This window comes from Streptomyces phyllanthi, from assembly GCF_009377205.1.
GTDB lineage: Bacteria > Actinomycetota > Actinomycetes > Streptomycetales > Streptomycetaceae > Streptomyces > Streptomyces phyllanthi.
This window is the reverse complement of the sequence record NZ_VJZE01000239.1, coordinates 1-13,742: the sequence shown is the minus strand read 5'-3', so window position 1 is coordinate 13,742 and position 13,742 is coordinate 1. Positions and strand designations below refer to the sequence as shown.

12 protein-coding genes are annotated in these 13,742 nt (G+C 68.6%); 10 read left to right on the top strand and 2 right to left on the bottom strand.

All coding sequences use genetic code 11. The features are described from left to right. The 8 genes from FNH04_RS27925 to FNH04_RS27885 all read left to right on the top strand — a co-directional run. The coding region (locus tag FNH04_RS27925) for a DUF3152 domain-containing protein (RefSeq protein WP_152788557.1) at window positions 1–1,098 on the top strand (1,098 nt) is incomplete at its 5' end. Between the two features lie 206 nt (window positions 1,099–1,304). Next, window positions 1,305–2,975: a DUF3492 domain-containing protein gene (locus FNH04_RS27920; RefSeq protein WP_322724033.1), complete on the top strand. Its 1,671-nt coding sequence runs from the start codon at window positions 1,305–1,307 to the stop codon at window positions 2,973–2,975. Between the two features lie 323 nt (window positions 2,976–3,298). After that, entirely contained in the window at window positions 3,299–4,474 is a 1,176-nt protein-coding gene (locus FNH04_RS27910; RefSeq protein ID WP_322724031.1) for a hypothetical protein, read from the top strand. Between the two features lie 127 nt (window positions 4,475–4,601). Continuing rightward, entirely contained in the window at window positions 4,602–5,561 is a 960-nt protein-coding gene (locus FNH04_RS27905) for an NAD-dependent epimerase/dehydratase family protein (RefSeq protein ID WP_152788556.1), read from the top strand. Continuing rightward, entirely contained in the window at window positions 5,549–6,298 is a 750-nt protein-coding gene (locus FNH04_RS27900; RefSeq protein WP_322724029.1) for a spherulation-specific family 4 protein, read from the top strand. Before FNH04_RS27905 ends, FNH04_RS27900 begins: the two co-directional genes overlap by 13 nt. A gap of 63 nt (window positions 6,299–6,361) precedes the next feature. Continuing rightward, on the top strand, window positions 6,362–7,540 hold the full coding sequence (gene moeZ / locus FNH04_RS27895; RefSeq protein WP_322724027.1) for an adenylyltransferase/sulfurtransferase MoeZ: 1,179 nt from the start codon (window positions 6,362–6,364) through the stop codon (window positions 7,538–7,540). A gap of 402 nt (window positions 7,541–7,942) precedes the next feature. Beyond that, window positions 7,943–9,121, top strand: coding sequence for an AAA family ATPase (locus FNH04_RS27890; RefSeq protein WP_194236838.1), 1,179 nt, complete (start codon window positions 7,943–7,945; stop codon window positions 9,119–9,121). Between the two features lie 979 nt (window positions 9,122–10,100). Continuing rightward, entirely contained in the window at window positions 10,101–10,661 is a 561-nt protein-coding gene (locus FNH04_RS27885) for an HD domain-containing protein (protein ID WP_152788554.1), read from the top strand. Here FNH04_RS27885 and FNH04_RS27880 read toward each other — a convergent pair. After that, window positions 10,649–11,119: an NUDIX hydrolase gene (locus FNH04_RS27880; protein ID WP_152788553.1), complete on the bottom strand. Its 471-nt coding sequence runs from the start codon at window positions 11,117–11,119 to the stop codon at window positions 10,649–10,651. The genes FNH04_RS27885 and FNH04_RS27880 overlap by 13 nt on opposite strands. 41 nt (window positions 11,120–11,160) lie before the next feature. Further along, on the bottom strand, window positions 11,161–11,892 hold the full coding sequence (locus FNH04_RS27875) for an XRE family transcriptional regulator (RefSeq protein WP_152788552.1): 732 nt from the start codon (window positions 11,890–11,892) through the stop codon (window positions 11,161–11,163). A 160-nt stretch (window positions 11,893–12,052) separates the two neighbouring features. Between FNH04_RS27875 and FNH04_RS27870 the strand changes: the two genes are divergently transcribed. Beyond that, entirely contained in the window at window positions 12,053–12,406 is a 354-nt protein-coding gene (locus FNH04_RS27870) for an SCO3933 family regulatory protein (RefSeq protein ID WP_152788551.1), read from the top strand. Between the two features lie 2 nt (window positions 12,407–12,408). After that, the coding region (locus tag FNH04_RS27865; RefSeq protein ID WP_152788550.1) for an FtsK/SpoIIIE domain-containing protein at window positions 12,409–13,742 on the top strand (1,334 nt) is incomplete at its 3' end.

The window sequence follows — 13,742 nt, the reverse complement described above, 5'->3', positions numbered from 1 at the left end:
CCCCAGGGCAGGCCGCAGGGGGCACCGGGTGGGTACGCGGGGCCGCGTATACCGCGGCAGCGGCAGGAGCCCCTCCCCGGTGACGGGACGGGGCCCGGGGGCCGCCCCGCACATCCCGGTGCCTCCGCTCCGGGTCCCCGGCAGGCCTACGTCGACGCCTTCGACGAGGCCGACGACGTCTTCACCCCCGGGCAGACGCACCGTGCCGCGCGCGGCGCCGAGGTTCGCGAGGGCGCGTCCATGGCCGAGGGCGTGCCGTCGGACGACGCGCCGGAGGCCGGGAAGGCCAAGGGGGGCAAGGGGCGGACGTTCACCGGGATCGCGGCCGCCGCGGTCACCACCGTGCTGGCCGTCGTCGTGGCCGGGCAGGTCACCGACGGGCCCGACAGCGGCGTACAGTCGCAGGCCGCCGGGAGCGATGACCGTCAGGCCCGCGACTCCGCCTCATCGCGCAGCGAAGACCGGCCCACCCCGCAGGAAACGCCGAGCGCGACCCCGCTGACGTACGCAGAGCAGATGGCCAAGAAGTACCCGCTCGCCGCCGACCTCAAGGGAAACGGGAAGTTCGAGGCGGTCATGGGCCTCGACCAGGCGCCCGGTACGGGCCAGAAGTTCCGGTACCGCGTCGACGTCGAGGAAGGGCTCGGTCTCGACGCGGAGCTGTTCGCGAAGGCCGTGCAGAAGACCCTGAACGACGACCGGAGTTGGTCTCACAACGGCGGCCGCACCTTCGAGCGGATCTCCTCGGGCAAGCCCGACTTCGTGATCACGCTGGCCAGTCCGGGGACCACCGCGGAATGGTGTGCCAAGTCGAGCCTCGACACGACCGTCGACAACGTGTCCTGCGACTCCGCCGCCACCGACCGCGTGATGATCAACGCCTATCGCTGGGCGCAGGGCGCCAAGACGTACGGCGACAAGATGCACGCGTACCGGCAGATGCTGATCAACCACGAGGTCGGCCACCGCCTCGGCAACAACCATGAGACCTGCGACAAGGACGGCGAACTCGCGCCCGTCATGCAGCAGCAGACCAAGTTCCTCGAATACAACGGCATCCGGTGCAAGGCCAATCCGTGGCCGTTCCCGGGGAGTTGAGCAGAACGCGCGACGAGCGAAACGTAACTGTGTGATCTCATAGCGCGGCAAAACGTCACGCGCGAGCGAAAGTTACGGCCGTTCACCCCTTCTGGTGGCGCGACGGACAACCGTCCGTCGCGCCACCGCCATGTCCGCATACGTTCGTCCCGCTGCGAGCCGCCGGTTCCATGGTGGCTCCCAAACGGGAGATCGGGGGTGCACGCGTGCGTATCGGACTGCTTACGGAGGGTGGCTATCCGTATGTGAGCGGTGACGCCAGGCTCTGGTGCGACCGGCTCGTGCGCGGACTCGGGCAGCACGAGTTCGACATCTACGCGCTCAGTCGCAGTGAGCAACAGGAGAGCGAGGGCTGGATCCCGCTGCCGCCGCAGGTCGGCCGCGTACGGACCGCGCCGCTGTGGACCGCCGAGGACGACGGGGTCGTGTACGGCCGCCGGGCGCGGAGGCGCTTCACGGAGGCGTACGGGGAACTGGTGACGGCGATCTGTGCGGCATCCAAGGGTGGCCCGGGAGTTGAGGCGGACCGTTTCGGCGGCGCGCTGTACGAGCTGGCCGAACTCGCCCGCGACGAGGGCGGACTGGTCGGTGCGCTGCGCTCGGAAGCGGCCGTACGCGTGCTGGAGCGCGCCTGTCGCGCACCCGGCGCGCCACGCGCGGCGCGAGAGGCGCGCGTGTCCGAGCTGCTCTCCGTCACCGCGCACCTCGAACGCACCCTGCGCCCCCTCTCGCTCGACTGGTACGGGGACGACCAACTCGGCTCCGTCGACCTCTGCCACGCGTCGGCCGGCGGATCGGCCGCACTGCCCGGGCTGCTGGCCCGGCACTTCTCGGGGGTCCCGCTGCTGGTCACGGAGTACGGCGTGCAGTTGCGCGCGCACTACCTCGCGGCCTCCGGCGATACGCCGGTCCGCGCGCTGATCGCGGCCTTCCAACGGCGGCTGACCAGCGAGGTGTACCGGCAGGCCGCCTGTCTCACGCCCGGCAACATCCACGCCCGCCGCTGGCAGGAGCGCTGCGGCGCCGACCGGGCCAGGATCCGTACGGTGTATCCCGGCATGGACGCCTCCCGCTTCGCGGACGTGGGCGAGTCCGCGGAGTGCGCCGACCCGTACACCCTGGTCTGGATCGGCCGTATCGAGCCGGCCAAGGACCTGGTCTCCCTCCTGCACGCCTTCGCGGAGATCCGCCGGGGCGAGCCGAAGGCGCGGCTGAGGATCGTCGGCGTCCCCGCCGACGGGCCGGAGGGCGCCGCCTATCTCGGCCACTGCAGGGCGCTGGCCGCACAGCTCTTCCCCGACGAGGCCGAGGGCGTGCACGCCGTCGGTGACAACCCCGTGTCGTTCGAGGAAATCGGCGGGCCGGAGGTGCCCGACCTGGCGGAGGCGTATGCGGCGGGGGCGGTCGTCGTCCTGTCGAGCGTGGTGGAGGGGTTCCCGATCAGCCTTGTCGAGGCCATGTTCTGCGGAAGCGCGACCGTCTCGACCGATGTGGGCGCGGTGGTGGAGGTCATCGGCGGTACCGGGCTCGTCGTGCCGCCGCGCAATCCACGGGCGCTTGCGGAGGCGTGCGTGGCGTTGCTGCGCGACCCGGAGCGTCGTGCGCTCCTCGGCGCGGCCGCCCGCGCACGAGCCCTTGAACTGTTCACCGTCGAGCAGAACGTCGCGGCGTTTCGTGGCATCTACCTCGAGATCGTCTCCCAGTCGCCGGTGCGGAGGGCGGTCGTGGACTCCATGGGCGATCCGCTGCCCTTCGGCGTTCCCGCCGAGGCCCACGTTCCGGGCCGGTGGACCGATACCCGACTGGCGAGCGGAGGGCGCCCTCGCTGGGCGGCGTCCTTCGCGGAGCCGGTTCCGGTGGGGGAGACGGCGGGATGAGCGAACTGAGAGCCGCGATGAGCGACTCGCGGAAGCCGGGGGAACCGCGGGGACCGAAGGCACCGAGGGAACCACGAGCTTCTGGCGAGTCGACCGACGCGCCCGACGCGCCCGACGCGCCCGACGCGCCCGACGCGCCCGACGCGCCCGACGCGCCCGACGCGCCCGACGCGCTCGACGTGCCTGCCGTACCTGACGCGCCCGCCGTACCCAGCGCACCCGATGCACCCAGCGCACTCGATGCATTCGATGGCCCCGAGAACCTCTTGGTCGGCGAGCGCCCCGGAGCCGGGCCCCCGTCCGGCACCGGGACATCGTTACCCGTGAGCCGTAAGTCTCCCGCCCGGCGCGGTGCCGCGGACCCGGTGAAGGCCCTGTTGCACCGTCACCGCGACCTCTGCGAGCGAGCCGTCGACCCGCTCGACCTCGCGGCCGGGCTGGAGGCACATGGCCTGACCGACCGCACCGCTGCCCGCTACCGCCACCGTGACGTGTTCTCGCTCGCCGAGGAGATGTACGCCCGGGTGCCCCGCGATCCCCGCGACGGGGAGGCGCGGTCAACGGAGCGCGCGGCGTCCAACGCGCCGGGCGCGCACGCCCGGTGGGCTGTGCTGGTGCTGCTGCCGGGTGCCCTGTGCGCGGCGACAGTGGCCGGTGTGCGGCTCACCGACGGCCAGTCCCGTCTCGTGTGCGCCGCGGTCGGCACCCTCGCCGTCCTGCTGGGCCTGCGGGCGGCACTCCGCCGGGGCCCGCTGCGGATCAGGTCCGGCGCCGCACGAGGTGCCCGCGCCTGGACCTGCTGGCTGCTGGTGTACACCGTCCTCGGCGACGGCCTGCTGACCGCCGCACTCGACGAAGCCCCTCTCGGCCCGTTCCCCGTGGCCCTCGCTCCCGTCCTCTCCCTCACCCTCGCGTGCGCCCCCGCGGCCTGGTGCGCCCACCTCTTCGCGGTACGCGCCCGCCGGAGACTGGTCGCGAGCCGAGGTCTGACGGAGTTCGCCGATACCGTACGGCCCCTGCTCGTCGCGGTGTTCGCCCTTTTCCTGTGCGCCCTGGCCGGGCTGCTCGCCCTGTGCGGTGCGGCGCTGGAGGAGCCCCCCGCGTACGCCGGAGCCGGTGCCCTCGGCGCACTGCTCCTGCTCGTACGCCTCTTGGGCGCGCATGGCTCCATGCGCGCTCCCGCCCTCGCTCTCCGCGCCGCGGGAACCGCCGAGGCGATCGCCCTCGCCGCGGTCTTCGCGAGCCGCCTGCCCGGTTGCGCCTCTCTGGCCGTCCCCGTCGAAACCGTCGTCGGGGCCTGGGGGCCGGGTGCAGTCCCGGGTCTCGCGTGCGGCCTCACCGCTCTGGCCCTCCTGATCCACTCCACCCGCACCCTGACCCGGGCCTCGGCCCACGCCGCGCCGCCCGAGGCACAACACACCCGGCCCACGACCCGGCCCGCGGAATCACGCCCGGCGGAACCCCGAGCCGTGACCGACCCGCCCGCGCCCCGGCGATGAGCGGCGAGCACACCCCTCCCCCAGGGCCGACACCGCGGGCCTTACCCCGACCCACGGCACCACCCCATAAGGAGAAACACCAGATGATCATCCGCCGCACCGGACCATCCGCCCCGGGAGCCGCCCGATGAGAGTTCTGCTGATCGGAGCCAACGGATACCTCGGCCGTTTCGTCGCCGAGCGTCTCCTTGCCGACCCGGCCGTGCAGCTCACCGCGCTCGGCCGGGGCGACGACGCCGACGTACGGTTCGACCTCGCCACCGGCAGCCCCGGCGCGCTCACCCGCTTCCTGGACGCCGTCCACCCCGGGGTCGTCGTCAACTGCGCCGGAGCCACCCGTGGGGGCGCGCGCGAGCTCACCCGGCACAACACCGTCGCCGTTGCCACCGTCTGCGAGGCCCTCCGCCGCAGCGGCTGCGGGGCGCGCCTCGTCCAGATCGGCTGCGCCGCCGAGTACGGCCCCAGCCAGCCCGGCTCCTCCACGGCCGAGGACGCGGTGCCCCGCCCCGGCGGTCCGTACGGCGTGAGCAAGCTCGCCGCCACCGAACTGGTCCTCGGCTCCGGCCTGGACGCCGTCGTACTGCGGGTGTTCTCGCCCGCCGGGCCCGGCACCCCGGCCGGCTCCCCGCTCGGCCGCCTCGCCGAGGCCATGCGCCGCGCCATGCAGTCCGGCGACGGCGACCTCAAACTCGGCGGCCTCGGCGTCCAGCGCGACTTCATCGACGTCCGTGATGTCGCCCGCGCCGTCCACGCCGCTTCGCTCTCCGCCGCCCAGGGCGTGATCAACATCGGCTCGGGCCGCGCCGTGCGCCTCCGTGACGCCGCCGCCGTCCTCGCCCGCGTCGCCGGCTATGGCGGTGCCCTGCACGAACTCGACGGAGCACCGGGCCACGCCAGACCGGCCATCGGCCACCCCCGCCCGGAACCGGACCACCCGGCTCCCGTCGCCCACCCCTATCCGGACGGCTGCGGCAGCTGGCAGCAGGCCGATGTGCGCACGGCACGCGACCGGCTCGGCTGGCGGCCCCGGATCAACCTCGAGGAGTCCCTCGCCGACATCTGGATGGAGGCGGCGTGCCGTATCTGACCAGCACGGCGACCGGTGCCTCGATGACCGACTCCGTCCTGGGCTTAGGCATCCCCGGATATGCGCACCCCCTTGTCGCACCGGTGGAGTGGAGCCGACTCGCCCGCTCCGGCACCTCTCTGCACTGGGTCGTCCTCAATGTGAGCGACGGACCCGGCACCCGCCCCGACCCGCACTGCCTGGAAGCGGCCGGCCGACTGCGCAACGCGGGTGTCCGCGTCCTCGGGCACCTGGATGTGAGGTACGGCGCACGCACCGTCGGTGAGCTGCTCCCCGACGCACGCCGGTATCTCGACTGGTACCTGGCCGACGGCTTCTTCCTGAGCCGCTGCCCGGCCGAGCGCACCGCGCTCCCCGGGATCCGCCGCATGACCGCCGCACTGCGCGCACTTCTTCCCGACGGCCATATCGTCCTCGGCCACGGCACCCACCCGCACCCCGGCTACGGCGAACACGCGGACCAGTTGGTGACCTTCGCCGGCGCCTGGAGCGACTACCGCTGGTCGCAGGTGGCCGAGTGGACCGCCGACCATCCTCCCGAGCGCTTCTGCCACTTCGTGCACGGCGTGCCCCGCGGCCACCTCGACGAGGCCCTGCGCATCGCCCGCTGGCAGGGCGCCGCCACGATCTACTTCACGGACCGCACGGGCAGCGGCGGCCTCGCCGACCCCTGGGAGACCATGCCCGGCTACTGGGACGAAATCGTCTCGCGTTTTGGACCGGGTGTCTCGGAATGAAAAAGGGCGTGGCAGTGTTACGGGGAGAACAACTGTAGTGATTGACCGACCAACGGAGTCCCCGTGTCGCTGCCACCCCTGGTCGAGCCAGCCTCTGAGCTCACCGTAGACGAGGTCCGCAGGTACTCCCGCCACCTGATCATTCCCGACGTCGGGATGGACGGGCAGAAGCGGCTGAAGAACGCCAAGGTGCTCTGTGTCGGCGCCGGCGGCCTGGGCTCGCCGGCGCTGATGTACCTGGCCGCGGCGGGCGTCGGCACGCTCGGCATCGTGGAGTTCGACGAGGTCGACGAGTCGAACCTGCAGCGCCAGATCATCCACAGCCAGGCCGACATCGGCCGCTCCAAGGCCGAGTCCGCGCGCGACTCCGTCCTCGGCATCAACCCGTACGTGAACGTGATCCTTCACGAGGAGCGGCTCGAGGCCGACAACGTGATGGACATCTTCAGCCAGTACGACCTGATCGTCGACGGCACGGACAACTTCGCGACCCGCTACCTGGTCAACGACGCGTGCGTGCTGCTGAACAAGCCGTACGTGTGGGGCTCCATCTACCGCTTCGACGGCCAGGCCTCCGTCTTCTGGTCCGAGCACGGCCCCTGCTACCGCTGCCTCTACCCCGAGCCCCCGCCGCCGGGCATGGTCCCGTCCTGCGCCGAGGGCGGCGTCCTGGGCGTGCTGTGCGCCTCCATCGGCTCCATCCAGGTCACCGAGGCCATCAAGGTCCTCACCGGCACGGGTGAGCCGCTGGTCGGCCGCCTGATGATCTACGACGCCCTGGAGATGCAGTACCGCCAGGTCAAGGTCCGCAAGGACCCGAACTGCGCGGTCTGCGGCGAGAACCCCACCGTCACCGAGCTCATCGACTACGAGGCCTTCTGCGGCGTCGTCTCCGAGGAGGCCCAGGCGGCGGCCGCCGACTCCACGATCACTCCCAAGCAGCTCAAGGAGTGGATCGAGGACGGCGAGAGCATCGACATCATCGACGTGCGCGAGCCGAACGAGTACGAGATCGTCTCCATCCCGGGCGCCAGGCTGATCCCCAAGAACGAGTTCCTCATGGGCTCCGCCCTGGAGGGCCTCCCGCAGGACAAGAAAATCGTCTTGCACTGCAAGACGGGTGTCCGCAGTGCGGAAGTCCTCGCCGTCCTGAAGTCGGCGGGCTTCTCCGACGCCGTCCACGTCGGCGGCGGAGTGATCGGCTGGGTCAACCAGATCGAGCCGCACAAGCCGGTCTACTGATCAGCCCCTCGGCTGACCAGCAGAACAGGAGAAGCCCACGGCTCTGACCAGTTCAGATGCCGTGGGCTTCTGTCGTTGTTGGTTGGCGTTGGGTGACCTCGTACGGCCCAGAGACGGCCCGGACTTCGAGAGGCTTGCCGTTGTGCTGGGCCTGCACAGCAGGCTTGTCACTGCGGTCAGCGAGGCCTTGCCTCCTTCGGCGATTGCACGAAGCTGGCGATCCGTGAGGCACGTTTCCCGCGGCCATTGACTTCAGCGGAAGGACATCAAAACCGGGTACGCCAAGGGCTGCTAGCCAACCTTGCGAGACGCGCCTTTGCTGCCTGTTCTGGCCTGGGTCAGCTCCCTCTCCCAGCCAGGTACTTCATGGTTTTCCAAGCGCGCTGCGAGTATGGTATGCGCATGACCTCCGCTCCTGACCCGTTCCACATCCAAGAGGAACTTAAGTATCTCCGCCTACACATCACGAACTTCCTTTCTTATCAGTCTGCCGTTTTGGACCTGGCGGACTTGGTTGCCCTGGTGGGCCCAAACGCCACGGGGAAGTCGAATGCGGTTGCCGCCATCAAGCTCCTCCGCGAGATTCCGATCCATGGCCTGCCAATCGCCATTGCTCGTAGGGGTGGTTTCGATCAACTCCGGCACCGTAGTTCTGGGCGACCATATAACCCTGCCCTCCGTCTCGACTTTCAATTCGGTGACAATCCCGTGTCGTTCTATGAGCTAAAACTGCGAGGTATGGAAGGGAAAAGGTATGAGGTGAAGCAGGAGCGCGGCGTACTGCATTTCAAGGGTGACAAATATGCATTCACCAACAATGCGGGAACTCTTGGATTTACCGAAATGGAAGGAGGGCACCGGTCTCGCGTCAGTGGTGACCGGAAGATTCCAGTTCCTGCGGGGCAAAGTGCAGTAAGCTTTCCGGCCACCTTTGGGCTCTTTATAGTCGCTCGTGTGCTCCAGTTGATGCAGACGGTAGAGATTAACCCTGCTCTCGTTGGGGAGCTTCAAGAGCCATCCTCTACGCGAGAGTTTGAACCGGACGGTTCCAATACGGCCAGCGTGTTTGAGGAGCTTACTTCCGAGACTCGGGCGGAGTTGGTGGACGAGCTTTCTGCAATCGTCCCGGGTATTCAACGCATCGAATTGCGTCGACTCGCAGACAAGGTCACGCTGGCGTTCGTTCAGGAACTCAGTGAAGGTAAGCGGAGGGAATTCCTGGCTAAGCAAATGTCTGACGGCACCTTGCGGGCATTTAGTATTCTTCTTTCGATGCTACAAGAGTCCCGTCCGGCGCTCTTGGTTATCGAGGAGCCGGAAATTGCCATCCATCTAGGGGCTCTTCGTACGCTTGTAGACATCATGCGCCAGCAATCTGAGACTACCCAGGTGCTGATCACGACACATAGTGCTGATATTATCGATACCATCGATATTGACGCCCTGAGAGTGGTGTGGAGCGAGGACGGTGCATCCCGAATTGCACCTGTAGCTGAACACACGCGGGAGCCTGTACGGCAAGGCCTCATCACTCCTGGGCAGTTGTTGCGAAGTGATTCACTCGATCCGGCATCAGCATGACGGCGGTCTACGGCGAACCGCACATCGGCTTGGTAGTGGAGGGGCCTGGTGACGCAAAGTCGGCTCCGATCCTACTCCGAAACTGGCTGCAGCTTAGAGGTCAGTATGTGGACGTTCTCGGGAAGCCTGTTCCTTGCAACGGAAGAGAGAATGCCACCTGCGTTGGTGGGGTCGAGGGATACGTGGCAACTGCCGCAGCCCGGCCCGGATGTAAGGCTGTTCTAGTCATTCTCGACGGCGAGGGAGACGACGTACGAGAGCTTGGACCCCAACTTCTGCGAAGACTGCAAAGGGTTACTCACCTTCCCGCGGCTGTGTGCTTGGCAGATCGAAACTGGGAAGATTGGTTGTATGCCTCGGCGGAGACGCTTAGAATAGATGGCTTCTCGTATGAAGCGGGAAAGCGGAAATCTATTGCGGCAGCGCTAAAGCCAACTAAGTATGTGAAGCCAACTTGGCAGCCGAGACTAACCGCCCGCATGGATATCCCCCTGGCGGCCAGCCGAAGCGCAAGCCTTGAGCGCTTGTTGCAGAAATTTGACGCACTGGTTGCCCATTGCCTCGATGGGGGGCAGGGGAGTGTCTAGGTCGGCGGAGCGGCTTTGGGCTGGAGCTGCTTTGGGGCGAGTGATCATGGCCCCGTAAGCTTCCGGCGAGTCGGGCAGTCAGTGGACCTGCCCGTTAAGCACGACGTTGGGGCCATGATCTTCGAGGCTCGCCCCAAAGTGGCTGCCTAAAGCCGTGGAGCCGACCGCCCCAGCCACAGAGGGTGTCTCCCACTTCATGCCCGCAGCCGCCGAGCGCGCCGCCGGGCGCGGCCAGCCGGGGCGCAGACAGGAGGCAGGCCGCGCCGCAGAGGCGGCGCGCGCCCGCGCCGTGCGCGGGCCTTGATGACGTAGGGAAAGTCTGTCCGCGCCATGATCCGGAACGTCCGGCGTTCGGCTGTCGGCGCCCTGCCGACTCGGCTACCGTGCGGTACATGCCTACCGCATTGGACACGCCCCAGGGTGCGGCCGAACTGGCCGAGTCCCTGTTGCCCCCGCTCGGGAACCGCTGGCTTCACACTCAGGCAGTGGCGGCCCGTGCCTGCGAGGCATCGGCAGCCGTGTCCGAAGGGGACCGGGATCTGCTCGTCGCCGCCGCATGGCTGCATGACCTCGGCTACGCCCCGGAGCTCCGGGAGACCGGCTTTCATCCCCTTGACGGTGCACGCCACCTGGAGCGGCTCGGTGCGCCGACACGCCTCGTGCGCCTCGTGGCACATCACTCCGGCGCCGTCTACGAGGCGGAACAGCGCGGGCTCAGTGTTGAGCTGTCGGTGTACGAGCGTGAAGATTCCGAGGTCCTGGACGCACTGATCTACGCAGACATGACGACCGGTCCTGCCGGACAGTCCTTCGATTTCGATCAACGCATGGACGAGATCCTGGAGCGGTATGAGCCGGGCAGTGAGGTACACAACGCGATCACAAAGGCGCGGCCGTACCTCGGAGCCGCTGTCGAGCGCACGCGTACCCGTCTCGGGGATCAGCCGACGTAGGGCTCAGATCGCTTGGTCAAGCCGTGATCGATCCGCATCCGCATGGACGGATGGATGTTCAGCTCGTCGAGCCTGCTCGGCGCCACGAACGCAACTTCCTTGCTCTCGCTGCTCGTCCTCAGCTCGCCCCCGGTGATGCGTGCCCGGAAGCAGATGGAGAACTGCTGGCGGACCTCGCCGTCGTCGTACGCCATGACGTGCGCGGGGTTCGTGTAGAGGCCGACCAGGCCGGTCACCTCGACGTCGAACCCGGTCTCTTCCTTCGTCTCCCGGACGGCCGCATCGGGGGCTGACTCGCCCACATCGACCCCGCCTCCGGGCAGGGCCCACAGGTCGTTGTCCGTCTTGTGAATCAACAGGACTTCCCCGGCCTCGTTCACCGCCACGGCGGTGACGGACGGGACGAGGCTGTTCGCCTTCGGGGCGTTCGGATCGTTGAAGTAGTCGATGCGGGCCATGCGTCCAGCGTCGCACGACGGGCTATCGCTCGGCGGAGCTGTTATGCCGGCCGACCGCGCTCCCATGCGTAGTCGAAGCTCCGCATGTAGTGCCGGAAGGTCCGGGCGCCCGGAAGATACCGGAAGTGCATGACAGGGTTCTGCCCGGCAGGCGCGCCGAGGACGTGCGGGTTCACCAACACGTCGTCGTCGAAGCGGTACAGCGAGTTGTACAGGATGGTGTCGTGTAGCCGGACCTCGACGCCAGGCGTGGTCATCGCCGGTTCGAGGTAGCGCCGGGTGATCCGGGCCCGTGCGGCAAGGTCGCCACCGATGCCTTCCTCTTCGCCACGCTGGTGGACCGTCTCGGAGTCCGGGTCACCGAGCAGGATGCGAACCTGCGCCCCGGCCTTCGCCTTCTCGGCCAACTGGTCCGGAAGGTCCGGGTGGCTGTCGAAGAGGAACAGACCTGCGTACACGAGGATCCCGACCTGATCCGTCGCTTTCTCGATCAGCGATGACCACAGCGACGTCGGGACCGCGCCCCGGTGCGGGTAGTACGTGATCAGCTCGGAAGTGCTCGCCGTCTCGGCCTGCTTCTCGACCGTGGGCCAGAGGTAGACCTCATCAGCCCCGAGGAAGCTTGCGGCCTTCCAGCGGTGTCCCCGGTGAGGCGTCCGGTTGGTCGTTATCCAGCGCTCCACGCTCTTCGGGTCGACTCCGACGTGATCGGCGACGGACTGGATGGTCTCGCCACTCGCGGAAATCGCCGCACGTAGACGCTCGTTCGCCATGACGCTCCCTCTCTCGGGACGTTTCGGGGACGTTTTGACGATAGCTCAGACGTCCCCAAACGTCCATACGGACCGTGATGTGTCCACCACCTTTCGCGGTCTCCTGATCTCACCGCCGAACGGGCGGGTTCAACACCCTCCGAGATCAGGAGAACCGACGATGCGTCAGATTCCCGTCGACACCGCCAACGCCACCGTGATGGTCGCCAAGGCTCCTCAGCCGAAGGTCAAGGACCGCCGTACCGGCGAGATCGCCACCGACAAGGACGGCGTCACCCTGATGACCGTGGAGGTCATGTTCTCCACGCCCGACGAGGTGGAGATCCTCAAGCTCACCGTTCCCCAGCCGGGCGTCTCCGAGGACCTGACCATGGGGACCCCGGTCGCCCTGACGGGCCTGGTCGCCTCGGCGTGGGAGAACGAGTTCAACGGGCAGAAGCGCCACGGGATCGCCTTCCGCGCGGTCGCCGTGACCTCGCTGGCCGCTGCTGGCTCGGCGTCCGAGGCGGCCTGATCATGACCTGGTTCACAGTCGCGCTGGTGCTGGTCGTCGCCGCTGCGGGTCTCCTGCGGTGGCGGCGCCCCGCCTGGTACTGGCTGGCCTTCGGGGTCACCCTCGCCGCGCTGCGGGTCCTGGTCCGGTACGCCTCCGTGATGGACGCCTGCGGGCTGACCGTCCCGCCCTCACGCTGGCGCCTCACTCTGGCCCGGATGACGAACCGTCCGGTGCCGGAGTCCCGTGCTCCGCGTATCCGGCGGGTGCGGCCCACCCGGACCGGCCTGGTCCTGCGGCTCAAGCTCCGCCCTGGACAGGACGCCTTCGATGTCTCGGCCGCCACGGACCGGCTGCGCCACTCCTTCGGGATGTACGGCGTGACCTCCCACGAACTGCGCTCCGGTGTCGTGGAGTTGAGGATGACCGGCTACGACGTGCTCAAGCGGGTGCAGATGCCCGCCAAGACCGACCAGGCGCCCATGCGCATTCCGGTCGCGCTGCGGGAGGACGGCTCGGTGCACTACCGCGACTACCGGGCCGTTCCGCACGGGCTGACCCTGGGGGCCACGGAGTCCGGCAAGTCCGTCTACCAGCGCAACCTGGTGGCCGGGCTGGCCCCGCACGACGTGGCCTTAGTCGGCATCGACTGCAAGCAGGGAGTTGAGCTGTTCCCGCTGGCCCGCCGGTTCTCCGCGCTCGCCGACAACCCCGACACCGCGCTGGAGCTGCTCGAAGCGCTCGTCACGCACATGGAGGAGGTCTACCAGCTCATCCGCGCCGAACAGCGCATCAGCGTCGCCCTCCCGGACGCGGAGATCGCCGCCGACATCTGGGACCTGCCCGAAGACCTGCGCCCGGTCCCGGTCGTGGTCCTGGTCGACGAGGTCGCCGAACTCGCCCTGTTCGCCACCAAGGACGAGGAGAAGCGGCGGGACCGCATCATCACCGCCCTCGTCCGGCTCGCCCAGCTCGGCCGTGCCGCCGGGATCTACCTGGAGATCTGCGGGCAGCGCTTCGGCTCCGAACTCGGCAAGGGCATCACGATGCTCCGCGCCCAGCTCACCGGCCGCACCGCCCACCGCGTCAACGACGAGACCTCCGCCAACATGGCCTTCGGCGACATCTCACCGGACGCCGTCCTCGCCGCCATCCAGATCCCGACCGACACCCCCGGCATCGCCGTCACGGGCGACGCCTCCGGCGGCTGGGCCCGTATCCGCGCCCCGCACACCTCGCTGCGCGAGGCAGTGAACATCTGCAACCGGCACGCCGACCACACCCCGGACCTGCCCGCCCTGGCCCCGTTCCGGCCCGCTGTCGCCCCGCTGGCCCCGGCCCCGGTGCCGCTGTCTCT